The 22808-nt window shown below is 70.3% G+C and carries 24 protein-coding genes; 7 read left to right on the top strand and 17 right to left on the bottom strand.

Annotated features, from left to right (window positions below):
* Positions 1 to 4 precede the first annotated feature (4 nt).
* The 5 genes from LZP97_RS02840 to LZP97_RS02820 form a co-directional block, all read right to left on the bottom strand.
* Entirely contained in the window at positions 5 to 841 is an 837-nt protein-coding gene (locus LZP97_RS02840; protein WP_010592437.1) for a carbohydrate ABC transporter permease, read from the bottom strand.
* Positions 841 to 1725 (bottom strand): carbohydrate ABC transporter permease, encoded by an 885-nt coding sequence (locus LZP97_RS02835; protein WP_174557540.1) that lies wholly within the window; start codon positions 1723 to 1725, stop codon positions 841 to 843. The genes LZP97_RS02840 and LZP97_RS02835 overlap by 1 nt, the downstream gene beginning before the upstream one ends.
* A 77-nt stretch (positions 1726 to 1802) precedes the next feature.
* Entirely contained in the window at positions 1803 to 3137 is a 1335-nt protein-coding gene (locus tag LZP97_RS02830; RefSeq protein WP_010592439.1) for an ABC transporter substrate-binding protein, read from the bottom strand.
* A gap of 136 nt (positions 3138 to 3273) precedes the next feature.
* Positions 3274 to 3762 (bottom strand): general stress protein, encoded by a 489-nt coding sequence (locus tag LZP97_RS02825; protein ID WP_003936099.1) that lies wholly within the window; start codon positions 3760 to 3762, stop codon positions 3274 to 3276.
* Positions 3763 to 3894: 132 nt separating this feature from the next.
* On the bottom strand, positions 3895 to 4851 hold the full coding sequence (locus tag LZP97_RS02820; RefSeq protein WP_010592440.1) for an HpcH/HpaI aldolase/citrate lyase family protein: 957 nt from the start codon (positions 4849 to 4851) through the stop codon (positions 3895 to 3897).
* A 58-nt stretch (positions 4852 to 4909) separates the two neighbouring features.
* Between LZP97_RS02820 and LZP97_RS02815 the strand changes: the two genes are divergently transcribed.
* The 5 genes from LZP97_RS02815 (at position 4910) to LZP97_RS02795 (ending at position 10023) form a co-directional block, all read left to right on the top strand.
* A complete protein-coding gene (locus LZP97_RS02815) occupies positions 4910 to 6184 on the top strand; it encodes a magnesium transporter MgtE N-terminal domain-containing protein (RefSeq protein WP_026138051.1) in 1275 nt (424 codons plus the stop codon).
* Positions 6177 to 6704: a DUF1003 domain-containing protein gene (locus LZP97_RS02810; protein WP_010592442.1), complete on the top strand. Its 528-nt coding sequence runs from the start codon at positions 6177 to 6179 to the stop codon at positions 6702 to 6704. The genes LZP97_RS02815 and LZP97_RS02810 overlap by 8 nt, the downstream gene beginning before the upstream one ends.
* 88 nt (positions 6705 to 6792) lie before the next feature.
* Entirely contained in the window at positions 6793 to 7827 is a 1035-nt protein-coding gene (locus LZP97_RS02805; protein ID WP_040275501.1) for a hypothetical protein, read from the top strand.
* Between the two features lie 158 nt (positions 7828 to 7985).
* Complete coding sequence (locus LZP97_RS02800; RefSeq protein WP_010592444.1) at positions 7986 to 8864, top strand: lytic transglycosylase domain-containing protein; 879 nt, start codon at positions 7986 to 7988, stop codon at positions 8862 to 8864.
* A gap of 25 nt (positions 8865 to 8889) precedes the next feature.
* Positions 8890 to 10023 carry an Mrp/NBP35 family ATP-binding protein gene (locus LZP97_RS02795; protein ID WP_003936093.1) on the top strand — a complete coding sequence of 378 codons (1134 nt, stop codon included), beginning with the start codon at positions 8890 to 8892 and terminating at the stop codon, positions 10021 to 10023.
* Positions 10024 to 10099: 76 nt separating this feature from the next.
* On the opposite strand, the gene tatB is transcribed toward LZP97_RS02795, so the two are convergent.
* From tatB to sigE, 4 genes are all read right to left on the bottom strand, one after another.
* A complete protein-coding gene (gene tatB, locus LZP97_RS02790) occupies positions 10100 to 10480 on the bottom strand; it encodes a Sec-independent protein translocase protein TatB (RefSeq protein ID WP_010592445.1) in 381 nt (126 codons plus the stop codon).
* 84 nt (positions 10481 to 10564) lie between these two features.
* Entirely contained in the window at positions 10565 to 12016 is a 1452-nt protein-coding gene (locus tag LZP97_RS02785) for a S1C family serine protease (protein ID WP_048771750.1), read from the bottom strand.
* Between the two features lie 267 nt (positions 12017 to 12283).
* The gene (locus tag LZP97_RS02780; protein WP_010592447.1) at positions 12284 to 12637 is read right to left on the bottom strand and encodes a zf-HC2 domain-containing protein; all 354 of its coding nucleotides are present in this window, start codon (positions 12635 to 12637) and stop codon (positions 12284 to 12286) included.
* Positions 12638 to 12653: 16 nt separating this feature from the next.
* Positions 12654 to 13280, bottom strand: coding sequence for an RNA polymerase sigma factor SigE (gene sigE / locus LZP97_RS02775; RefSeq protein ID WP_010592448.1), 627 nt, complete (start codon positions 13278 to 13280; stop codon positions 12654 to 12656).
* Positions 13281 to 13532: 252 nt separating this feature from the next.
* Here sigE and LZP97_RS02770 point away from each other — a divergent pair, with 252 nt between their 5' ends.
* A complete protein-coding gene (locus tag LZP97_RS02770; RefSeq protein ID WP_010592449.1) occupies positions 13533 to 14162 on the top strand; it encodes an O-methyltransferase in 630 nt (209 codons plus the stop codon).
* 75 nt (positions 14163 to 14237) lie between these two features.
* Here the strand turns inward: LZP97_RS02770 and glgC are convergent, their stop codons facing one another.
* The gene (gene glgC, locus LZP97_RS02765) at positions 14238 to 15452 is read right to left on the bottom strand and encodes a glucose-1-phosphate adenylyltransferase (protein WP_003936087.1); all 1215 of its coding nucleotides are present in this window, start codon (positions 15450 to 15452) and stop codon (positions 14238 to 14240) included.
* Positions 15453 to 15538: 86 nt separating this feature from the next.
* Between glgC and glgA the strand changes: the two genes are divergently transcribed.
* On the top strand, positions 15539 to 16714 hold the full coding sequence (glgA, locus tag LZP97_RS02760) for a glycogen synthase (protein WP_010592451.1): 1176 nt from the start codon (positions 15539 to 15541) through the stop codon (positions 16712 to 16714).
* A 48-nt stretch (positions 16715 to 16762) separates the two neighbouring features.
* On the opposite strand, the gene LZP97_RS02755 is transcribed toward glgA, so the two are convergent.
* From LZP97_RS02755 to LZP97_RS02725, 7 genes are all read right to left on the bottom strand, one after another.
* Positions 16763 to 17611: a putative RNA methyltransferase gene (locus tag LZP97_RS02755; protein WP_010592452.1), complete on the bottom strand. Its 849-nt coding sequence runs from the start codon at positions 17609 to 17611 to the stop codon at positions 16763 to 16765.
* Between the two features lie 112 nt (positions 17612 to 17723).
* Positions 17724 to 17891 (bottom strand): DUF3117 domain-containing protein, encoded by a 168-nt coding sequence (locus tag LZP97_RS02750; protein WP_003936084.1) that lies wholly within the window; start codon positions 17889 to 17891, stop codon positions 17724 to 17726.
* Between the two features lie 96 nt (positions 17892 to 17987).
* Positions 17988 to 18611: a DNA-3-methyladenine glycosylase I gene (locus LZP97_RS02745; RefSeq protein ID WP_010592453.1), complete on the bottom strand. Its 624-nt coding sequence runs from the start codon at positions 18609 to 18611 to the stop codon at positions 17988 to 17990.
* Positions 18604 to 19056 (bottom strand): DivIVA domain-containing protein, encoded by a 453-nt coding sequence (locus LZP97_RS02740; RefSeq protein WP_010592454.1) that lies wholly within the window; start codon positions 19054 to 19056, stop codon positions 18604 to 18606. Before LZP97_RS02740 ends, LZP97_RS02745 begins: the two co-directional genes overlap by 8 nt.
* A 38-nt stretch (positions 19057 to 19094) precedes the next feature.
* Positions 19095 to 20036 carry a glucosyl-3-phosphoglycerate synthase gene (locus LZP97_RS02735; RefSeq protein ID WP_010592455.1) on the bottom strand — a complete coding sequence of 314 codons (942 nt, stop codon included), beginning with the start codon at positions 20034 to 20036 and terminating at the stop codon, positions 19095 to 19097.
* A complete protein-coding gene (gene folP, locus LZP97_RS02730; RefSeq protein ID WP_048771757.1) occupies positions 20033 to 20914 on the bottom strand; it encodes a dihydropteroate synthase in 882 nt (293 codons plus the stop codon). The genes LZP97_RS02735 and folP overlap by 4 nt, the downstream gene beginning before the upstream one ends.
* 119 nt (positions 20915 to 21033) lie before the next feature.
* Positions 21034 to 22806 carry a long-chain-acyl-CoA synthetase gene (locus tag LZP97_RS02725; RefSeq protein WP_048771760.1) on the bottom strand — a complete coding sequence of 591 codons (1773 nt, stop codon included), beginning with the start codon at positions 22804 to 22806 and terminating at the stop codon, positions 21034 to 21036.
* Between the last annotated feature and the right edge of the window lie 2 nt (positions 22807 to 22808).

Genomic DNA, 22808 nt, shown 5'->3' with positions numbered 1-22808 from the left:
TGGGTCATCCCTTCACTGCGCCGGACGTCAGGCCGGCCACGATGCGACGTTGGAAGATCAGCACGAACACGATGATCGGAATGGTGATGACCACCGCGGCCGCCGCGATCGAGCCGGTGGGCTCCTCGAACTGGGAGGCTCCGGTGAAGTTCGCGATTGCCGCGGGCGCGGTGATGGACCGCTCGGTGGACGTCAGCGAGATCGCGAACAACAGGTCGTTCCAGCAGAAGATGAACACCAGGATCGCGGCGGTGACGATGCCCGGCGCCGCCAGCGGCGCCACCACCTTCCGGAAGGCCTGCCCGGGTGTGGCGCCGTCCATCTTGGCGGCCTTCTCGAGTTCCCACGGGATCTCCTTGAAGAACGCCGAGAGCGTGTAGATCGCCAGGGGCAGGGAGAAGGTGATGTACGGGATGATCAGGCCCGCCCAGGTGTCGAACAGCCCGAGTCTGCGGATGATGTCGAACAGCGGGCTGACGAGCGAGATCTGCGGGAACATCGCGATCAGCAGCGCGACACCGACGAGGATCTTCTTGCCCGGGAAGTCGAGCCGGGCGATCGCGTACGCCGCCATGGTGCCGATGACCACCGCGATCACCGTGGCGATCAGTCCGATGCCGATCGAGTTGATCAGTGCGCTGGTGAATGCGTCGGTGCGGAAGATGCCGCGGTAGTTGTCCAGGGTCCATTCCTGGGGGATGAAGCGCCCGTCCTTGATCGTGCCGGCCGGCTTGAACGACAGGCTGGCGATCCACAGCACCGGCACGAGTGCGTACAGCAGTACGAGCAGGTTCACCGCCGACCAGCTCAGTTTGCGCCGCGGGGTTTCGGTCGTCGTCATCACCGCTTCCCTTCCGCATCGGAGCCGGGCGCCGAGGCCCCGAACAGTTTGATGAACATGAACGCGATGATCGCCACGCACAGGAAGATCAGGACGCTGATCGCCGAGCCGATGCCCAGGTTGAATGCTTTGAACAGGTTGTCGTATCCGAGGATCGACACCGAGCCCGTGCCGTTCGACCCGCGCGTGAGGACGTAGATGTTGTCGAAGATGCGGAACGCGTCGAGCGTGCGGAACAGCAGCGCCACCAGGATCGCCGGCTTCATCAGCGGGACGATGATCTTGGTCAGCCGGGTCCACGCACCCGCGCCGTCGACCTGGGACGCGCGCAGCAGGTCGTCCGGGACGAGCGCCAGCCCGGCGAGGAGCAGCAGCGCCATGAACGGGGTGGTCTTCCACACCTCGGCGAGCACGATGATCGCCAGTGACGGAAGTTGTTCGGTCAGTGGGGCGCTGCCCTCGGGGAGCAGATTCGCCAGGTAGCCGGTGCCCGGCGTCCAGGCGTAGTACCAGCTGTAGGCGGCGGCGACGGTGACGATCCCGTACGGGATCAGCACCACGGTGCGGACGGTGCCCTTGCCGACGATGGTGCGGTGCATGATCAGCGCCAGCGCCAGCCCCAGGACGAATTCGATCGCCACCGACACGACGGTGATGCCGGCGGTGACGAAGAAGGCCTGCCACCAGAACGCATCGGTGAGGACCGAGACGTAGTTGGCGAATCCGACGAATTCACGCTCGTCGGGGAAGCGCAGGTCGTACCGCTGCAGGCTCAGCCACACCGCGTACCCCACGGGGTAGGCGGTGACGGCGAGCATCATCAGCGCCGCGGGCGCGACCAGCCACAGCCCGAGTCGGCGTTCGGCCTTCTTCCCTTCGGACAGAACAACTTTCCCGCGCTCGGACGATACGGGCCGGTCGCCCTCGGCCGGTGGGACGGGTCGGGTTGCGGGCGTGGTGGTCACGGGATCAGCCCTTCCGAATTGACCGCCTTGCGGACCTGCTCGGCGAGTTCGTCGACCGTGCGCGGCGGGTCGATCTGGTCGACCGGATTGAGAGTCGCGGTGATGAGCGTCGAAATGCTCTGATACGCAGGCGAAACCGGGCGCACCGCCGCGTTCTCGAGACTCTCGCGCACCTCCCGCCACATCGGGTATGCCTGCTGGAACTCCGGATCGTCGTACAGCGATGCCAGCGTGGGCGGGACACCGCCGTCGACGGCGTTGTTGCGCTGGTTCTCCTCGTTGCGCAGGCACTGCACGGCTTCGAACGCGAGGTCGGGATACCTGGTGGTGCGGGCGACCCCGATATTGAACCCGCCGATCGTGACCTCGGCCGGCTTGCCGGGGACCACCGACGGGTACGGGGCGGGGAGGAAGTTCTGCTCGCCGTTCACCGTCAGGACCGTGTTGCCGGTGTTCTCGGCGGTCACGTTGCCGTTCTCGTCGACGAAGGGCAGAAAGCCCTTCTCGGAGTTCTCGACGATGCCGGGGTAGACGAACGGCCAGTTCACCTGGAACGCGGCCTTGCCGCTCTCCATACCGAGACGCGCAGCGGCCTCGTCGGACTGGTTCAGCGACGGGTCCGCACCGGGCGCGGTCGCCACCCGCTTCATGATGTCCAGAGCCGTCACCGCGGCGTCACCGTCGGCCACGGTGACGGTGGTGCCGTCCTCTGCCACGACCGATCCGCCGGCGCTGGCGAGCAGGGTGTTGAACCACACCATCAGGCCCTCGTACTGGCGGGCCTGCACCCCGATCCAGCTGGGGCGGCCCTCGGCCGCGAGCCCGCTCGCGATGTCGATCATCTCGTCCCACGTCTGCGGTGGCCGCCCGTCGGGCATCAGGTCCTTGCGATACCAGAGCAACTGGGTGTTGGTGTTCAGCGGTGCCGCATAGAGGGTGCCCTGCCACGTGGCGGACTCCAGCGGTCCGGCGAGGGTGCCTTCGGACACCGCGGCCGCGACGTCCGGCGGCAGCGGCAGCGCCCAGCCCGCCTCGGCGAACTCGGCCGTCCACACGACGTCGAGTGTCATCAGGTCGAGGGTCTCGTCCCCGCCGGTGAGCCGCCGCGCGAGCTGCAGCCGCTGGTCGTCGGCGCCCTTGGGCAGGGTGCGCTGCTCGATGGTGTACCGGCCACCGGCGGCGGCGGTGCAGTTCGCCGCCGCGGCCGCGTACTGCTCCGCGCCGTCGGCGGCGGTGTAGAAGCTCAGTACCGTCCCGTCGGACTCGCTGCCGCACGCCGCGACCGACGACAGGGCGAACACCGCCGCGGCGCCCACCAGTACGACCCGCACCGCCCGTCTCCGCACCACAGCCTCCAGCCGTCGTCCTGCGCGACGGTGACTTCCGTCACACTTGGTGCGAACGTAACGCACCGGACGCCGCCGCGCGACTCAACTGCCGCCCGGAACGGAACTGTGATCGAACGGTCTACAACGCGAGCTTGGCGAGCAGGTCCCGTGCCCGTTCCGCGTTGCGCGGCGCGCACAGCACGTCGTAGCGGCCGGCCACCAGCTGCATCGTCGACGAGAAGTCGCGCTGGCCGCGCGTCGCGGCGTACGGGATGGTCGTGGAGATCAGGCCGAAGACGATGCCGCCGACCATGCCGACGAGCAGGGGGCCGAGGAAATCGGTCGAGAAGATCCCGAGCAGCAGCCCGAAGAACAGACCGAGCCAGGCGCCGGAGGCGATGCCGCCGCCGATCACCTTCGCCCACGTCAACCGGCCGGTGACCCGCTCGACCTGCATGAGATCGACACCCACGATGGTGACGTCCTCGACCGGGAAGGACTGGTCCGAGAGATGGTCGACAGCGCGCTGCGCCTCGGCGTAGGTCGTGTACGAACCGACCGGCCAGCCGCTCGGCGGAGTCGGCAGGCCCGGCGTGGCGCGTCCCGGCTGTCCGAGGGGGTTGGTCATCTTCGGCTCCTTCTCGTGACTGCGCGCCCCGATCCGGCGCACCCTGTCCATTCTGCCCGTCTGCGCCTTCGGCGCCGGTGCGTCCTTTGGGCTGCTCCCACCGCCCAAAGGACACACCGGCGGCGCAGCCGCCTACTGCGGCGGCTCGAACGTCGTGGTGCGGGCCATTCCGGCTGCCCGGCCCTTCGCCGAGATCACCAGCGCCATCTTGCGGCTGGCCTCGTCGATCATCTCGTCCCCGAGCATCGCGGCGCCGCGCGCGCCGCCAGCCGCGGAGGTGTGCCACTCGTAGGCGTCGAGGATCATCTCGGCCTTGTCGTAGTCCTCCTGCCGCGGACTGAAGACCTCGTTCGCGGCGTCGATCTGGCTGGGGTGCAGCACCCACTTGCCGTCGAAGCCGAGGGCCGCGGTCCGCTGCGCGGAGCGCCGGAACGCCTCGACGTCGCGGATCTGGAGATACGGCCCGTCGATCGCCTGCAGCCCGTGGGCCCGGGCCGCCATGAGGATGGTCATGAGGATGTGGTGGTAGGCGTCGCCGCGGTCGTAGCCGTCGGGCTGCTCCCCGACGACGAGGGTGCGCATGTTGATGCTCGCCATGAAGTCGGCCGGGCCGAACACCAGCGTCTGCACGCGCGGGCTGGCGGTGGCGATCGCGTTGATGTTGGTCAGCCCGAGAGCGTCCTCGATCTGCGGCTCGATACCGATGCGCCCGACCTCGAGCCCGTGGGCCTTCTCCACCTGAGTCAGCAGGAGATCGAGCGCCTGCACATGGCTCGCGTCGGGAACCTTCGGCAGCAGGATCGCATCGAGGTGCGCGCCGGCGCCCCCCACCACGGTGGCGACGTCGAGATAGGTGGCATCGGTGGTCCAGTCGTTGACCCGCACCACCTTCAGTTGCTCGCCCCACCCGCCCTCGTTCAGCGCCTCGACGATCGTCGTGCGGGCCTGCTCCTTCGCCAGCGGGGAGACGGCGTCCTCGAGATCGAGGAACACCTCGTCGGCAGGCAGGCCCTTGGCCTTGTCGATCATCTTGCGGCTGCTGCCGGGAACGGCGAGCACGGACCTGCGGGGCCTGAAGTCGAACGACATGGGCTGGGCAGACCTCCGTGTTCCGAAATCGACGACCGCACGTTCTAGCCTGACCATCATGGCAGCAGTGAGCAAGGTATTCGCGGCGAGGCTCGCAGGTCTGGTGGTCCTGGGACCCGACGGCGAGTCGATCGGCCGGGTGCGCGACGTCGTGCTCACCATCCGGATCGGGCGGCAGCAGCCCCGGGTGCTCGGTCTGGTCGTCGAACTGCCGACGCGCAAGCGAATATTCGTGCCGATGCTGCGGGTGACGGCGATCGAGCCGGGGGCCGTCACCCTGAACACCGGCAACGTCAGCCTGCGCCGGTTCACGCAGCGACCGACCGAGGTGCTGGCGCTCGCGCAGGTGCTCGATTCGAAGGTCCGGGTCGACGACCCCGAGCTGGGTGAGCTCGCGGGCGTGGACGTGGTCGTCGTCGATCTCGGCATCGAACTGACCCGCACCCGGGACTGGGTGGTCTCGCGCGTGGCCGTGCGGGCCCAGCGCGGCCGGTTGGGCCGGCGGTCCGCGATCCATGTCGTGGACTGGCAGCACGTGCACGGGCTGACCTACAGCAACCTCGGAATGCCCGGCCAGGGTGTCTCGCAGCTGCTGCTGCAGTTCGAGGACATGCGCGCCGCCGACGTCGCGAACGCGCTGCGCGAGCTGCCGGAGAAGCGCCGGCACGAGGTGGCGGTCGCCCTGGACGACGAGCGGCTCGCCGACGTCGTGCAGGAGCTGCCGACCGACGACCAGACCGATCTGCTGATGCACCTCGAGGTGGAACGCGCCGCGGACCTGCTCGAGGCGATGGACCCCGACGACGCCGCCGATCTGCTCGGCGAGCTGCCCGACTCGGACGCCGAGTCGCTGCTGCGCCTGATGGATCCGGAGGATTCCGAGCCGGTGCGGCGGTTGCTCGAGCACTCCCCCGACACCGCCGGCGGCCTCATGACCCCCGAGCCGGTGGTGCTCACCCCGGCGACGACGGTGGCCGAGGCACTGGCCCGGGTGCGCAACCCGGACCTCACCCCGGCGCTGGCGTCCATGGTGTTCGTCGTCCGGCCGCCCACCGCGACCCCGACGGGCAAGTATCTCGGCTGCGTGCACCTGCAGCAGCTGCTCCGGGAGCCGCCGGCCGGCCTGGTGGGCGGGATCGTGGACAACGACCTGCCACGACTGGACCCCGACGATTCGCTCACCGCGGTCACCCGGTACTTCGCGACGTACAACCTGGTGTGCGGGCCCGTGCTGGACGACGAGGGGCACCTGCTCGGTGCCGTGACGGTGGACGACGTGCTCGATCACCTGCTGCCCGAGGACTGGCGCGAAGAGGAGGCCGACGATGAGTGACCGTTCCGCCGTGGCCCGGCAGCGCCTCGACACTCCCCGAACCGGCCGGTTCCGGGTCAACTTCGACGTCGAGGCGGTCGGCCGCGTCAGCGAATCGATCGCCCGGTTCCTCGGCACCGGGCGCTACCTGGCCATCCAGACGGTCGTGGTGATCGTGTGGATCCTGCTCAACGTCTTCGCCGTGACGTTGCAGTGGGATCCGTACCCCTTCATCCTGCTGAACCTCGCGTTCTCCACGCAGGCCGCCTACGCCGCGCCGCTGATCCTGCTCGCCCAGAACCGGCAGGAGAACCGGGACCGGGTGTCACTCGAGGTGGACCGGGCACGCGCCGCCCAGACCAAGGCCGACACCGAGTTCCTCGCGCGGGAGCTGGCGGCGCTGCGGCTGGCGGTCGGCGAGGTGGCCACCCGCGACTACCTCCGGCGCGAGCTCGACGATCTGCGCGCGCTGCTGATCGAACCGGAGGAGGAGGACACGACGTCGACGGCATCCGGCAAAACGCGCCCGGCCCGCCGCTGAGACGTGACGCGCTGTAACGTCCATCACAGCCCGTCGATGGTGTCGGTGGGGTGACTGTCCGCGACGAGTAGGTCTGTGGGGTGATGGCGTGCGCTGGCAGGGTCTGATCGCGGTGCCGGTGGTGCTCGGTGCCGGGTTCGCGGCGGTCGCGTCGTCCCCGGCACCGGTGGCTGCGACGGAGCACAGGGAGCCGGTCGCCGTGACGGCGGCGGACGGCAGCACCGGGGTCGGGGTCCTGCCGGCGGACCCGGCGGCGCCGCGACCCGTACGCGGGGCCGAGGCTCCGGCCGGCGCTCCCGCGGCGGATCTTCCGCCCGAGGTCACGGTCGCACCCGGACAGCCGTCGCCCGTGCTGGCCGGTGAGGGCCCCCTGGCGATCCCGGAGCTGGTGCTCTACGCGTATCGGGCGGCCGAGATGCAGCTTGCGATCGATGAGCCCGAGTGCGCACTGCCGTGGCATCTGCTCGCCGCGATCGGACGGATCACGTCGCAGCACGCGGACTCGGGACGCACCGACGTGCTGGGCACGCTCACGACCGCGCGCGTGGCTCCCGGCACGGGCAGACTCGGGCCGATGCAGCTGCCCCCGGCGGTCTGGTCGCAGTTCTCCGCCGACGGCAACGCGGACGGCACCGCGGATCCCCAGAACGTCTTCGACGCCGGTCTGGCGGCCGGCGCCTGGCTGTGCTCGGACGACGCGCGCCTGGCCGAGGCCGACGCCCGCGCCCGCGCGGCTGCCCGGTTCGATCCGTCGCCGGAGTTCGTCGCCAACGTGCAGGCCTGGTCGGCCGCGTACGAGAAGGGCGCCGCGGTCTCGCCGGGGATCGTCGTCCCGCCCTTGGCGCCGCCGGCCGTTCCGGCCCGGCCGAACACCGTCGACGTCGCGGAGACCGTTCCCGCACCCGTGTCCGGGACCACGACGGCACCCACGCCGGCGCCGGTCCCGGCTCCCGCGGTCGAGCCGGTCCCCGTCCCCGCGCCGGCAGTCGAGGCACCGCCGGCCGCGCCGGCTGTCGAGGCACCGCCGGCTGCGCCGGCTGTCGAGGCACCGCCGGCTGCGCCGGTGCTGCCGCCGCTGCCGTGTCTCGTCCCGGCGCTGTGCCCGGCGCCGCCCGCACCCTGATCGGTCACGCCTCGATCTCGTCGTAACCCCCAGCTCCAGCCGTTTGCCCAGCTCAGCGCGTTACATCACGGTAGGGTAACGGAAACGCATCGCTTCCTGTATGGTCGGTACCGCCATGTAACGAAAGCGTCTCGGGGAAGGCGCCCAGGAGGTATCGAGTGGGTCGGCACAGGAAGCCTTCGGAGTCCAAGCTCCGCCGCAATTCGGTCATCGCCCTCACCGGACTGGTTCCGGTCGGCGTGGTCGCCGCGGCCACCAGCGCCGGGGCGAGCCCCAAGACCCTGTTCGGCGTGCAGGACACCGAAGCGGTGGCCGAGCCCGTGACTGCGGCGACCGAGACCACCTACATCGCCGACGGGATCTCCCGCGACGTCGCCGCCGCGGCCGCCCTCATGACCGCACCGGAGCCTACCGCGGAGCCCGCGGCGGCCCCCGCGCCCGCCCCGGAGCCTGCCCCCGCCGCCCCGGCACCGCTCCAGCCCGGCCCCCTCGGGATTCCCGGCATCAACTTCGCCGCCTACCAGAACGCCGAGCGGATCCTCGCCGCCGAGACCCCCGGCTGCAACATGTACTGGACACTGCTCGCCGGCATCGGCCAGGTCGAGTCCGGCCATGCCAAGGGCGGTAAGGCCGACGACAAGGGCAACCTCCTCGAACCCGTGATCGGTCTGCCCCTCGACGGCAGCCTGCGCGGCCAGGCCGTCATCCGGGACACCGACGGCGGCACCCTGGACGGCGACACCGTCTACGACCGAGCGGTCGGCCCCATGCAGTTCATCCCCTCCACGTGGAAGCTCTACGCCGGCGACGGCAACGGCGACGGCGTCGCCGACCCGCAGAACCTGTACGACTCCACCCTCACCACCGCCAAGTACCTGTGCGACGGCGGCAACAACATGCACGACCTCGCGCAGGCCACCAAGGCCATCCATCGCTACAACAACTCCATGGCGTACGTCGCGAACGTGCTCGCCTGGTCGGCCGCCTATTCGACCGGCGTCACCCCCAGCGCGGCGGACCTGCCGCGCATCCACTGAGCGGGTGCCACCTACGATTGATGCCATGGCAGTCAGCGAGTCCGACGTCCGCAGCGCCCTGGCGCGGGTTCAGGATCCCGAGATCCGTAAGCCGATCACCGAACTCGGCATGGTCAAGAGCATCGAGATCGGCGGCGACGGCAGCGTCGACGTCGGCATCTACCTGACCACCGCCGGCTGTCCGCTGCGCACCGAGATCACCGACCGGGTCACCAAGGCTGTGGCCGACGTCGCCGGTGTCTCCGCGGTCCGCGTCGAACTCGACGTCATGAACGACGAGCAGCGCACCGAGCTGCGCAAGTCGTTGCGCGGCGACTCCACCGAGCCGGTCATCCCGTTCGCCCAGCCCGGCTCGCTCACCCGCGTCTACGCGGTGGCCTCCGGCAAGGGCGGGGTCGGCAAGTCCTCCGTCACGGTCAACCTCGCCGCCGCCATGGCCGCACGGGGCCTGTCCGTGGGTGTGCTGGACGCCGACATCTACGGCCACTCCATTCCGCGCATGCTCGGCACCGACGCCAAGCCCACCCAGGTGGAGCGGATGATCATGCCGCCGATCGCGCACGACGTGAAGATGATCTCCATCGCCCAGTTCACCCAGGGCAACACGCCCGTGGTCTGGCGGGGACCGATGCTGCACCGCGCGCTGCAGCAGTTCCTCGCCGACGTGTTCTGGGGCGATCTGGACGTGCTGCTGCTCGACCTGCCGCCCGGCACGGGCGACGTCGCGATTTCCGTCGCGCAGTTGATCCCCGGCGCCGAGATCCTCGTGGTCACCACTCCGCAGCAGGCGGCCGCCGAAGTCGCCGAGCGGGCCGGCTCCATCGCCCTGCAGACCCGCCAGCGCATCGTCGGCGTCGTGGAGAACATGTCGTGGCTCGAGCTGCCCGACGGCACCCGGATGGACGTGTTCGGCACGGGTGGCGGTCAGGCCGTCTCCGAGCGGCTCACCCGCGCCGTCGGCGCGACCGTCCCGCTGCTGGGTCAGATCCCGCTCGATCCGGCGATCCGCGAGGCCGGCGACGCCGGAACCCCGATCGTTCTCAGTGCCCCCGACTCGCCCGCAGGCACGGCGCTGCGCGAGATCGCCGAGAAGCTCGCCGTGCGTCGCCGCGGCCTGGCCGGCATGTCGCTGGGGATCGACACCACCCGTCACCTCTAGGCGCCTGCGGCGCCGGTGTGTCCTTTGGGCTGTCCTGACCGCCCAAAGGACACACCGGCCGCGCAGCGGCCTAGGTCTAGGTCGCGTCGGAGTCGATGGGGGGCTTTTCTCCCGCTGTCAACGGCGGCGGGACGGGCTTGCTCACCGGCTTGGTGCCGGGCTTGTCGAAGTCGCCGGTGAGTAGGGAGTCGTCGCCGTCCAGCAAGTGCTTGGTGATGACCGCCTTCGGCGTCATGCCACGGAGCTGGTTCAGTTCGGACAGGGGTTGCCGCAGGTCGTCGAACTCGGGGCCGAGCTCCTCCTTCAGCTGCTCCTTCGCGCCGGATGCGTAGTCGCGGACCTGCCGCAGCGACCTGGTCACCCAGGACACCGCACCGGGCAGCCGCTCGGGGCCGAGGACCACGAGCGCCGCGACGAGCAGGACCATGAATTCGCCCCAACCGATATTGCCGAACACCGTTCCAGGGTACGTGGTGACGCGGGGTTCGCAGCCCGGAGGACCCAGGTCACAGCGGATTCCCAGCGAAGCGGCAGCGGACGGTCAGTCGGACATCGGGGTCACCTGCACGTCGACCAGGCGTCCCGCACGTACCAGCTGCACCGTGACCGGCTTGCCGATCTCCTGAGCATGCACGGCGACGACCAATTCGTCCGCGCTGGTCACCTCGCGGTCCCCGACCTTGACGATGACGTCGCCCTCGACGATGCCCGCCTGCTGCGCCGGGCTGCCCTGCTGCACGTTGGCGACCTCGGCGCCGCTGGCGACGTCGTTGGCCACGCTACGGGTGTTGACGCCGATCTCCGGGTGGCGCATCTCGCCGGTGCGGATCAGTTCCTGGGCGACGGCGGTGACGTCGTCGATCGGGATGGCGAACCCGAGACCGACGGAACCACCCGTCTCGGTCTTGATGGCCGAGTTGATGCCGATGACGCGGCCCTCGGCATCGACGAGCGGGCCGCCGGAGTTGCCGGGGTTGATGGAGGCGTCCGTCTGCACGGCGTCGATCACGGCATCGGTGTCGGTGCCCTGCCCGCCCAAGCGCATCGGGCGGTTGAGTGCGCTGACGATGCCGCGGGTGACGGTCTTGCTCAGTCCGAGCGGGGAACCGACGGCGATCACGTCCTCCCCCACCTGCACGTCCTCCGAACGGCCGAGTTCGGCGACCGTGAGGTTGTCCGCGTCGACCGAGAGCACCGCCAGATCGGTCTTGATGTCCCGGCCGACGATCTCGGCAGGCACCTTCGTGCCGTCGTTGAACGTGACCTGGATCTTGGCGTCCGGTGCCGTGGCGGCCATCGAGACGACGTGGTTGTTGGTGACGATGTATCCGGCGCCGTCGATGACGACACCGGACCCGGTACCGGCCTCCTCGCCGAGGGTCACCTGGATCGAGACCACCGCGGGCAGCACCGCATCGGCGACGCGGGCCACCTGCCCGGACGGCAGGTCGCCGTCCTGATCCACCTGGGCCAGCGTCACGCTACGGCTGGTGAGGGATCCGGTGTCGGACGTGACGAGCGCGACGACGAGGCCGCCGACCATGCCGATGGTCAGCGCGACCGCGGCGAGCGTGGCGAGGGCGCGGGTCTCGATCCGGCCGCCGAAGAGGACCTCCCGCAGCGTGAGCTTCGGGGCGGGCGGCAGCGGCTGCTCGTCGTGGGACTGTGCGGGCGCGCCCAGGCGCACGTTCGTGGCGGGGTCTCGCCACGGGTCCGGCTCGGGACCGTCCGCATCGGCCTCGGCGTCCGGGTCGACGGGGGGCCGTTGCAGGATCTCGGAGGTGTCCGCGGGTCGGCGGAACGCCTCGGCCAGCACCGGATCGGTGGGCGCACCGTGACGGACCGGCGGCTCGGCGGCGCGTTCCTCGGCGGACCGCCCGAACGGGCCGGTCGTGCCGGCCGGACGGCCGAAGACGCGGTTGGCGGCATCGTCGACGGCCGGGCGGTAGACCGGGCGGGGCTGCAGACGGGGCGCATCGGCACGGCAGGACACCTCAGGCGCGGCGGCACCGTCCGTCTCCGGAGAGCCGGCCCGACGCTCGGACTCCCCGGCCCGACGCTCGGACTCTACTGATTCCGCTGTCACGCGTGCCCGTCTCCCCCGTGTCCGTCAGTCACGGTGCCCAGTATCACCGATGGACCCAGTATCACCGATGGGCCCGCCGTCACCGAAGCCACCCGTATCACCAGCGACTCGTATCACCGACGGCACTGCCACCGGACGTCCCGGACTGATCACCGCACACGGGTTCGGGCACCGTCAACGGCGCCAGCGGATCGGCCAGCGTCGCGCGGCCGACCCGAACCGGTCGGTCGCCGGCATGCCCTGGAAACCGGACGCGGGCAGGTTCCGATGATGCTGCGGGATGTCGGCGAGAGCGCCCAGGAGAGTACTCGACATCGGGGGCGGAGCCATCCGGGCGGCGTCGCGCAACGCGCGACGGGCCTGCTGCTGTGCCTCGACCTCCGCGGCGCACTCCGGGCACACGGCCAGATGCTCGGCCGCGCGGAGATACGCATTCATCCGCAGTTCGCCGTCCACGTACGCTGCCACAGCCTCACTCGCCAGGTGCTCCGTGGAACCGAACCGGCGGGTCGGGTGTGCCCTCGTCATGAAACCCTCCTGGCGGCTACCCCGCATCGACTCGACCGACTTCGACCTTCCCATGCTCGCGCAGGTGCTCACGCAGCGCCTGCCGTCCGCGATGGATGCGGCTGCGCACCGTGCCGAGCTTGACTCCCAGTGTGGCACCGATTTCCTCGTAGGACAGACCTTCGATGTCACACAGGACCACAGCAGCACGATAGTCCGGCGCCAGCGAGTCCAGCGCGGACTGCAGGTCGGCGCCGAGCCGGGCGTCGTGGTAGATCTGCTCGGGATCGGGGCCCGCGGAGGGCACGCGGTCGTAGTCCTCGGGCAGCGCCTCCATGCGGATGCGGTTGCGGCGCCGGACCATGTCGAGGAAAAGGTTCGTGGTGATGCGGTGCAGCCAGCCCTCGAAGGTGCCCGGCTGGTAGTTCTGCAACGAGCGGAAGACCCGGATGAAGGTGTCCTGGGTGAGATCCTCGGCGTCCTGCGCGTTCCCGGACAAGCGGTAGGCGAGCCGGTACACCCGGTCGCCGTGCTCGCGCACCAGCTCGTCCCACGACGGCATCACCGCACGGTCACCGGTGGCGTCGAACACTGCCGTGCCGGTGAGCTCGACGTCGGCCGTGGGCTCGACGTCGGGGCTGGGGAGCTGGGGGGAATCGGCCATGTGGATCGCTGGATCCTCCTCTTCGGGACCGCGTGATCGCGAGTGTCGGATGTCGGGTGTCGTGGTCCAACACCGTGTACGCCGGGTTTGTTCCCGGGCCCGCGAGCGCCTGTCGGTGCGGTCTGTTGTGGTACCTACACCTTCACGCACGGTGATGTGGTGCCGATATGAGCAACCTGAGCATCGCCTGAGAATCCTGTCGCCGTGCGCGCCTGCCTGCGACCGGACCCCGGCGACGATAACCTCACTGGGGTGCACACGAATGCCGAACGGATACTGGCTCACGTCGAGAACGTCACAGAGGACGACAACCTCGCCACGGCGCGCGAGCGTGCCCTCGATCTCGGGGCCGAGCCGATCCCGGCAGCGGTGGGTGCGGCTCTCGCGATGTTCACTCGCATGCTCGACGCCCGGACGGTCGTCGAGGTGGGCACCGGTGCCGGCGTCAGCGGGCTGTGGTTGCTGCGGGGCCTGCGCGAAGACGGTGTCCTGACCACCATCGACAGCGAGCCCGAACATCAGCGCGCCGCCAAGACCGCGTTCCGGGAGGCCGGGGTCACGGCCTCGCGCACCCGCCTGATCAACGGGCGCGCGCTGGACGTGCTGCCCCGGCTGGCCGACTCCGCGTACGACCTGGTGTTCGTCGACGCCACCCCCGCCGATCACCCGCACTACGTCCGGGAAGGGGTCCGGCTGCTGCGTCCGGGCGGGGCCATCGTGCTGCACCATGCGCTGCTCTGCGGCCGGGTGGCCGATCCGGCCGAACGCGACTCCGTCGTCCTGGCCGTCCGGGAGGCCACCCGGGCGGTGGTGACCGACGAGCGTCTTGCCCCGGTACTGCTGCCGGTGGGCGACGGACTGCTCTGCGCCGCCAAACTCTGAGCCCCGGCGCGGACCCCGGTCGGATTCACACGGTCGGATTCGCACGGTCGGATTCACACGGTCGGATTCACACGGTCAGATCCACACGCCCTTACCGATGGCGACGACGCCGCCGCTGCTGACGGCGAAGCGCTGCCGGTCGCGTTCGAGGTCGACGCCGATGATCTCGCCGTCGCCGACGACGACGTTCTTGTCGAGGATCGCACGCCGCACGACCGCGCCCTTGCCGATGCGCACCCCCGGCATCAGGACACTGCCCTCCACGGTGGCGCCGTCCTCGATCATGACATTGGAACTGAGCACCGAGTTGCGGACGGTGGCGGCGGACAGGATGCTGCCCGATCCGACGATCGACTCCTGCGCGAGACCACCCTGGACGAACTTCGCCGGCGGCCACATCTCGGAGGCGCCGCGGATGGGCCAGCGCCGGTTGTAGAGGTTGAAGATCGGATGCACCGACACCAGGTCCATGTGCGCGTCGTAGAACGCGTCGAGGGTACCCACGTCGCGCCAGTATCCACGGTCGCGTTCGGTGGCGCCGGGCACGACGTTGTCGTTGAAGTCGTAGACGTGGGCGGCGCCCTGGGCGACGAGGGCGGGGATGATGTCGCCGCCCATGTCGTGGTCGGAGTCCGGGTTCTCCGAGTCCGCCCGCAACGCCTCGACCAGCACCTTGGTGGTGAAGACGTAGTTGCCCATCGAGGCGAAGGTGACGTTGGGATCGTCCGGGGTGCCGGGCGGGTGGGCGGGCTTCTCCAGGAACTGGGTGATGCGCCCCTGCTCGTCGCTGTCGATGCAGCCGAACGCGAACGCCTCGCTGCGCGGCACCCGGATACCGGCGACGGTCACCCCTGCGCCGGACTCGATGTGCTGGCGCACCATCTGCTCCGGGTCCATCCGGTAGACGTGGTCGGCGCCGAACACCACGATGTACTCCGGATCCTCGTCGTAGACGAGGTTGAGCGACTGGAGGATGGCGTCGGCGCTGCCGGTGTACCAGCGCGGGCCGAGCCGCTGCTGCGCCGGTACCGGGGTGATGTACTCGCCGGTGAAACCCGACAGCCGCCAGGTCTGGGAGATGTGCCGGTCCAGCGAGTGCGACTTGTACTGCGTCAGCACGCAGATCCGCAGGAACCCGGCGTTGACCAGGTTGCTGAGCACGAAGTCGATCAGTCGATAGGCACCGCCGAACGGTACCGCCGGTTTCGCGCGGTCCGCCGTCAGCGGATACAGGCGTTTGCCCTCGCCGCCGGCGAGCACGATTCCAAGCACATGGGGCTGGCTCCTCACACAGTCAACCTATCCGCCACCCCCCGCCACCGCCAGCGAAGAGCCCATCGGTGGCCGGAACGTCACGCGCCGGATAGTTTGATCCGGTGCGGGTGGCAATGATGACGCGGGAGTACCCGCCGGAGGTCTACGGTGGTGCCGGCGTGCACGTCACCGAACTGGTTGCGCAGTTGCGCCGGCTGTGCGAAGTCGACGTGCACTGCATGGGAGCACCCCGGGAGGGCGTCTTCGTCCACGGCCCCGATCCCGCCCTGGCAGGCGCCAACCCGGCTCTGACGACGCTGTCGGCCGAGCTGCGGATGGCGCACGCCGCCGACAGCGCCGACGTCGTCCACTCGCACACCTGGTACACCGGCCTGGCGGGGCACCTCGCCGCCGAGCTGTACGACGTGCCGCACGTCCTGACGGCCCATTCGCTCGAACCGCGCAGACCGTGGAAGGCCGAGCAGCTGGGCGGGGGCTACCGCATCTCGTCGTGGTCCGAACGCAACGCGGTCGAGCACGCGGACGCGGTCGTCGCGGTCAGTGCCGGGATGCGACTCGACGTGCTGGACGCGTATCCGTTCGTCGACCCGGCGCGCGTGCATGTCGTGCGCAACGGCATCGACACCGGCGTGTGGCATCCGGGCCCGGCCGAACCGGGAGAGCCGTCCGCGCTGGAGAAGATCGGAGTCGACCCCGATCGGCCGATCGTCGCGTTCGTCGGGCGCATCACGCGCCAGAAGGGTGTCGGGCACCTGATCGCCGCCGCCCACGACGTCGATCCCGGGATCCAGCTGGTGCTGTGCGCCGGGGCCCCGGACACCCCGGAGATCGCCGCCGAAACCGAGCAGGCCGTGGCCGAACTCGAACGCCGGCGCGGCAACGTCTTCTGGGTCCGGGAAATGCTGCCCACCGAGTCCGTCCGCGAAATCCTCTCGGCAGCAAGAGTTTTCGTATGCCCTTCGGTGTACGAACCGCTGGGAATCGTCAATCTCGAGGCGATGGCCTGCGAGACCGCGGTCGTCGCATCGGACGTCGGGGGCATCCCCGAGGTCGTCGAGGACGGGGTCACCGGCCGGCTGGTGCACTACAACTCCTACGAGCCGCGAGCGTACGAGCAGGCGCTGGCGGCGGCGATCGACGAGGTTGCCGGGGACGCAGTGCTCGCTGCCGAGATGGGCCGGGCCGGGCGGGCGCGGGCCATCGCGGAGTTCTCCTGGGCACAGATTGCGCGGCAGACACTCGCGGTCTACCAGGAGGTCGCCGCCACGCGGCACTGAGCAGGAGGTCGCCGCCACGCGGCAATGAGCGCGGGACGGAGGGCCGGATCAGTCCGAGCGCCGTGCCCACACGGTGACGGTCACCGAGGCCGTCACCGGGAACGGCTCCGGCAGTCCCCCGACCAGTTCGGCCAGCCGTTCGCCGGTCAGGTGGTGCCCCGACGGTCCCATCCCGGCCAGCCGGCCCAGTGCCGGACGGTCGAGTTCCAGGGTGAACTGCACGTCGGCGCGGTCGACCCGCTCGAACCCGCCGGACAACGCCGCCCCGAGCCGCTCGGTCTTGCGTTCGTCCACCTGGACCATCCCCGGCAGCGTCACCAGCTCGCGCAGGTGCGCCGGGGTGGGAGCCGCGACGACGAGCACACCGCCGGGGGCGAGAACGCGATGCGTCTCGGCGGCGTTGCGGGGCGCGAAGACGGACAGCACGTGGGTGAGGACGCCGCTGCGGATCGGTAGTTGCCGCCACACGTCGGCGAGCACGGCCCCGACGCGGGGGTGGCTGCGGGCGATGCGCCGGACCGCGGGTTTGGACACGTCGAGCCCGACGCCGCGGCTGTCCGGCAGCGCGTCGAGCACCGCTGCAAGGTACCTTCCGGTGCCCGCACCCACTTCGAGAACGCGGGCACCGTCGTCGCCGGCGGGGTGCTCGGCACAGGCCCGGGCGACGGCGCCGAGCAGCGGATCGAAGTGTCCGGCGTCGAGGAAGTCCGCGCGCGCGGCGATCATCTCGGCGGTGTCGCCGGTGAATCGCGTCGCGGCCCCGGTCAGGAGGCTGACATAGCCCTGTCGCGCGACGTCGAAGCTGTGCCCGGCCTCGCACAGCAGGACGCCCTCGTCGAGGTCGAGCCCACGCTCGCACTGGGGGCAGGCGAGCAGGTCGGTCACCGCATCGAGCACGGGCAGTCCTTCCGAGAAACACAGAGCACCGGAGTACGAACAGCAACGGGCCCCGCGCACCGTGGCGCGCGGGGCCCCGGGGAACCGGCGAATCGTCGCCGGCTGCCGACACCTAGCTGGTGACGCCCTTGAGCTCTTCGCCGAGCGCTGCAGCTTCCTCCGGCGTGAGTTCGACGACCAGACGTCCGCCACCCTCGAGTGGAACCCTCATGACGATTCCTCGTCCCTCTTTGGTTGCTTCGAGGGGACCGTCCCCGGTCCGGGGCTTCATGGCCGCCATCCTCTGCTCCCTCCAAATCTGCGCTCGACTCTTGCGCGCGTGGGTTACCGTGGGGGCCTCGCCGGAAATCGACGAGGCTCGCGACATCATTCTTCCCTATCCGGCCGACCGCCGGGTAGCTGACTCCGCCCTAATGTCGCCGGAACCTGATCGAACGTCCGTATCGACCCAGCACTCGGCGAGATGGTCGTCGACCATCCCGGTGGCCTGCATGAGCGCATACGCCGTGGTAGGACCGACGAACGCGAAGCCGCGCCGCTTCAGTTCCCGGGCCATCGCCGTGGACTCCGGGGTCACCGCCGGTACCTCCGCCACCGAGCGGAGACGCCGGGCGCGCCGCGCCGGCGCGAACGACCACAGCAACGTGTCGAGGTCCGTCTCCCGCAGGTCGAGCACCGCCCGGGCGTTGCCGATCACCGCCTCGATCTTGCGCCGGTTCCGGACGATGCCGGCGTCGCCGAGCAGGCGGTCGACGTCCGCGGCGGTGTAGCCGGCGACCACGTCGACGTCGAAACCCGCGAACGCCGATCGGAATGCCTCCCGCTTCCGCAGGATCGTCAGCCACGACAACCCCGACTGGAACGCCTCGAGGGCCAGGCGCTCGAACAACTCGTCGCGCCCGTGCAACTCGCGGCCCCACTCCTCGTCGTGGTAGTCCCGGTACAGCGTGGACCCCGGCGGATCCACCGCCCACGGGCACCGCACCCGATCCTCACCCATCGTCACTCCCCCCTGTCCGACGGTCCGGCGCGGCCTCCGCCGCGACGGATGCCCCGGTCCGGCCGCTGTCCGCCTCGTCGCCGCCCGGAGTGACCCCACCGGTGTTGTCGTATTCGGTGTTCTCGTACTCGGTGTTCTCGAACTCGGTGTTGTCGTATCCGGTGTTCTCGTACTCGGCGAGCCGGGCCCGCAGATCGTCGATCTCGTGCGCGAGCCGGTCGAGCGCCCAGTCCACCTCGGCGGTCTTGTAGCCCCGCAGCACCTGCTGGAAACGCAGCTCGCGGACGTCCGCGCCGGTCACGTCGGTGACCGGAAGCGCCGTCGCCGTGGCGCCCGGCGGGATCGGCGCCAGGGTCTCCCCCCGACCGAACACCGCGCTCGCCACGAGGAACAGCACCGCGCCGACGACCACCACGACGAGCAGGTAGAGCAGAACCGTCAGCATGTACCGATCTTGGCACGACCCCCCGACACGACGGGGTGTCAGGTGACGGTGACGACCGGGGGCCGGTCCACCAGGCTGACCTCCGTGGTGACGGGGACGAACCCGTCGCCGTCCACCAGGAACTGGGTCAGGCCCGCTCCCGAGTCGGGGATCCCGCAACGGGCCAGCATGGTGCCGACGATCTGCCGGCTCATCACCCCCAGCTCCCCCAGCGGCCGGTTCCGATGCTTGCGCACACCGAGGTTGACCTGGGCGATCGCGTCGATGCCGAGCCGGTCGTAGGTGTCGAGCAGCAGCCCGATCTCGACGCCGTACCCGGGCGCGAACGGCACCGCCGACAGCAGTTCCCGGGTCCCGGCGTACTCACCGCCCAGGGGCTGCAGCACGCATGTCAGCTCCGGTCGCAGCGCCGCGAGCAGGGGCCGCGCCACCAGTTCGGTGACCCGTCCGCCGCCGTTGGCCTCCTCGGCGCCGCTGACCCGCAGCGGGCGACGGTAATAGCCCTTGACCAGGTGGATGCCGTCGCCGGTGAGCAGTGGCCCGAGCAGCTTCGGGACGAACGCCGGGTCGGGCTCGAGCAGATCCGAATCGACGAACGCGATGAGGTCACCGGTGGTGGCCGCGACGGACCGCCACAGCACCTCGCCCTTGCCGGGCACCGGGGCGAGGCCCGGGACCGCCTCCTCCCGCGAGAGCACCCGCGCACCGGCGCTGCGGGCTCGCTCCGCCGTGCGGTCGGTGGACCCCGAGTCCAGAACGATCAGCTCGTCCACCAACCCGCCGAGGAGCGGATGGATGGTGTCCACCACCCCCGCGACGGTCGCCTCCTCGTCGAGCGCCGGCAGCACCACCGATACGGTCCGGCCGCGTTTGGCGCGTTCCAGTTCGGAAATGCTCCAGCCGGGCTCGTCCCAGCTGTTCGCCTCGGCCCAGGGCCGGGTGAACGCCCCGGCCGACGGCCCTGTCACTGCCGTGCTCATGCCAGCCCCCTGACGGTGCGCGCCGGGGGCCGGGTTCCGGCGACGGCCGCCACCATGTCCACCACACGCCGGGTCGCCGCCACCTGGTGCACCCGGAACATCCGCGCGCCTGCCGCGGCCGCAAGTGCTGTCGCTGCCAATGTGCCCTCCAACCGGTCGGCGAGTTCCACCCCCAGAGTCTCCCCGATGAAGTCCTTGTTGCTCAGCGCCATGAGCACCGGCCACCCGGTATTTACGAGAACGTCCACGTGCCGCAACAACTCGAGCCCGTGGAAGGTGTTCTTGCCGAAATCGTGCGTCGGATCGATGAGGATGGAGTCGCCGGGCACTCCGGCCTTCGCGGCCCGCTCGGCCGCGGCGACGATCTCCCGGGTCACCTCGGCGACGACGTCGGTGTAGCGCACGCGGTGCGGCCGGGTGCGCGGGACCGCACCCCCGGTGTGCGAGCAGACGATGCCCGCGCCGAGTTCGGCGGCGACGGACACCAGTTCCGGGTCGGCACCCGCCCACGTGTCGTTGATCAGATCCGCGCCCTCGGCGAGCGCGCGTCGCGCGACGTCGCTGCGCCAGGTGTCGACGCTGACGAGCAGCCGGGGGTGCCGGGCCCGGATCGCCGCGACGAACGGCACCACCCGTCGCGTCTCCTCTGCTGCGTCGACCACCTCACCGGGGCCGGCCTTCACGCCGCCGATGTCGACGAGGTCCGCACCCTCGGCCACGGCCCGGTCCACGGCGGCCATCGCGGCCTCGTCGGTGAAGGTCGCACCCCGGTCGTAGAAGGAGTCCGGGGTGCGGTTGACGATTGCCATCACCAGGGCCCGGTCGGTGGCGACCGGGCGGCCGCAGAGGGTCGGCGAGACGGTGACGGAAGCGGTCATGGATCCATCCTGGCATGCACGCCGGGCGGCCGAATCCGAGCGGTGAACCGGAATCCGCCCTCCGCACGGCGTGGGCGGATTCCGGACGCCCGCGCGAATCGCAGGTGCGGCGACGGAACTCAGCCCGCCGGCAGCTCGCCACCGGCGACGGACTCGACGTAGCCGTCGTATGCGGGCCGGTAGCCCTCGTCCGGTCCGGTGAGCACGTACACCGGATCCTCACCGGTGTCGGTGTAGCCCTGCGTGCGCAGGTCCACCTTGCGGCTCTTGAACGTCGAGGTGTGCTCGAGTTCGTCGACGATCCGGACGAACAGCGGCACCGCGTACGACGGCAGCGCCCGGTACAGCTGCGCCGCGACCGCGGCCCCGTCGAACTCGGCGCCCTCGTGGAGCGTGACCGCGGCCATCCCGGCCCGGCCGTCGGTGCCGGGGATCTCGACCCCGTAGACCACCGCCTGCGAGATCGACTCGCTCGCCGACACGGCCGCCTCGACCTCCGTGGTGGCGACGTTCTCGCCCTTCCACCGGAAGGTGTCGCCGAGACGGTCGACGAACGCGACGTGCATGAAGCCCTGACTGCGGACGAGATCGCCGGTGTCGAACCAGGTGTCGCCGTCCTCGAAGCCGTCGCGGACCAGCTTGGACTCGCTCGCGTCCGGATCGGTGTAACCGTCGAACGGGGCGCGGTCGGTGACCTTCGCCAGCAGCAGGCCCACCTCGCCGCGCCCGACCCGGCGCAGCCGGCCGTCCGGTCCCCGCAGCGCCTTGCCGGTCTCGTGGTCGTAGTCGACCACGGCATACGGCAGTGGGCAGATTCCCGCGGTGCGCGGCTGGTTCAGGGCGTTGACGAACGCGATGTTGCACTCGCTCGCACCGTAGAACTCGGCGACGCGGGCGATGCCGAACCGCTCGGTGAACTCGGTCCAGATCTCGGCGCGCAGTCCGTTGCCGACCATCAACCGGATGCCGTGATCGCGGTCGTCGGGCGACGGCGGCTGGTTCAGCAGGTAGCGACAGATCTCGCCGATGTAGACGAACGCCGTCGCGTCGTTGCGTTTCGCGTCGGCCCAGAAGCCGGTGGCGGAGAACTTGCGGCCGAGCGCGAACGTGGCCCCGGCTGCGAGCACCGACGACAGCGACACGGTGAGCGCGTTGTTGTGGTACAGCGGCAGGCAGCAGTACAGGGTGTCGTCGCGGCGCAGCCGGACACCGAGGCTGCCCAGGCCGGACATGGACTTCAGCCAGCGGTAGTGGGTCATCCGGCTGGCCTTGGGCATGCCCGTGGTGCCCGAGGTGAAGATGAAGAAGGCGGTCTCCTTCGCCTGCAGGCGCTCGGTGACGGCGGGGTTCGCGGAGTCGGCGGCGACGGCGAGGTCGTCGAGTTCGCCGACGCGCAGCACCTTTCCGGCCGGTGGCGGCCCGTCGAGGGATTCCAGGGCCTCCTCGCACTCCTCGCCGACCACGAGGACCCGGCTGTCGAGCAGGTCGAGGCTGTGCGCGAGGACCTCCCCGCGCTGATGGTGATTGAGCATGCCGGCCGCGGCACCGAGCTTGACCGTGGCGAGCGCGACGAGCAACGCCTCCGGGCGGTTCTTCATCAACACGGCGACGACGTCGCCAGTGCGCACACCCTGCGCGGTGAGGACGGCCGCGTAGCGGTTGACCTGCGCATTGGCGTCGCCGTAGCTGAGGGCGTCGCCCTCGAAGCGCAGGAACGGCCGGTCCGGGTTCCGCTCGGCCAGGCGTTGGAACACCGACCCGATCGACTCGCGCGCCTCCGGACGCCGGGTCAGGCCCGCCGCGCCGCGCAGCAGGCTCGGTACGTCGGGCAGCATTCGCGGAAGCTGGGTGGCGAGACCCACCAGGGAGATGGTCGAACCGGACTCGGGCATGG

Origin of the sequence: Rhodococcus sp. DMF-1 (genome assembly GCF_021441945.1) — a bacterium.
In the GTDB taxonomy this organism is placed as follows: domain Bacteria; phylum Actinomycetota; class Actinomycetes; order Mycobacteriales; family Mycobacteriaceae; genus Rhodococcus; species Rhodococcus ruber.
This window is presented reverse-complemented; position numbering and strand designations above follow the sequence as displayed.

Excerpts from the sequence above, each read along its gene's own strand:
- LZP97_RS02825 (WP_003936099.1), bottom strand. The coding sequence starts at position 3,762 with ATGACCAACCCCCTCGGACAGCCGGGACGCGCCACGCCGGGCCTGCCG.
- LZP97_RS02810 (WP_010592442.1), top strand. The coding sequence starts at position 6,177 with ATGAGTGACCGTTCCGCCGTGGCCCGGCAGCGCCTCGACACTCCCCGA.
- LZP97_RS02780 (WP_010592447.1), bottom strand. The coding sequence starts at position 12,637 with ATGACGAGGGCACACCCGACCCGCCGGTTCGGTTCCACGGAGCACCTG.
- folP (WP_048771757.1), bottom strand. The coding sequence starts at position 20,914 with ATGACCGCTTCCGTCACCGTCTCGCCGACCCTCTGCGGCCGCCCGGTC.
- LZP97_RS02735 (WP_010592455.1), bottom strand. The coding sequence starts at position 20,036 with ATGAGCACGGCAGTGACAGGGCCGTCGGCCGGGGCGTTCACCCGGCCC.
- LZP97_RS02740 (WP_010592454.1), bottom strand. The coding sequence starts at position 19,056 with ATGCTGACGGTTCTGCTCTACCTGCTCGTCGTGGTGGTCGTCGGCGCG.
- LZP97_RS02745 (WP_010592453.1), bottom strand. The coding sequence starts at position 18,611 with ATGGGTGAGGATCGGGTGCGGTGCCCGTGGGCGGTGGATCCGCCGGGG.
- LZP97_RS02815 (WP_026138051.1), top strand. The coding sequence starts at position 4,910 with ATGGCAGCAGTGAGCAAGGTATTCGCGGCGAGGCTCGCAGGTCTGGTG.
- LZP97_RS02840 (WP_010592437.1), bottom strand. The coding sequence starts at position 841 with ATGACGACGACCGAAACCCCGCGGCGCAAACTGAGCTGGTCGGCGGTG.
- LZP97_RS02750 (WP_003936084.1), bottom strand. The coding sequence starts at position 17,891 with ATGGCGGCCATGAAGCCCCGGACCGGGGACGGTCCCCTCGAAGCAACC.
- LZP97_RS02725 (WP_048771760.1), bottom strand. The coding sequence starts at position 22,806 with ATGCCCGAGTCCGGTTCGACCATCTCCCTGGTGGGTCTCGCCACCCAG.
- LZP97_RS02795 (WP_003936093.1), top strand. The coding sequence starts at position 8,890 with ATGGCAGTCAGCGAGTCCGACGTCCGCAGCGCCCTGGCGCGGGTTCAG.
- LZP97_RS02820 (WP_010592440.1), bottom strand. The coding sequence starts at position 4,851 with ATGTCGTTCGACTTCAGGCCCCGCAGGTCCGTGCTCGCCGTTCCCGGC.
- sigE (WP_010592448.1), bottom strand. The coding sequence starts at position 13,280 with ATGGCCGATTCCCCCCAGCTCCCCAGCCCCGACGTCGAGCCCACGGCC.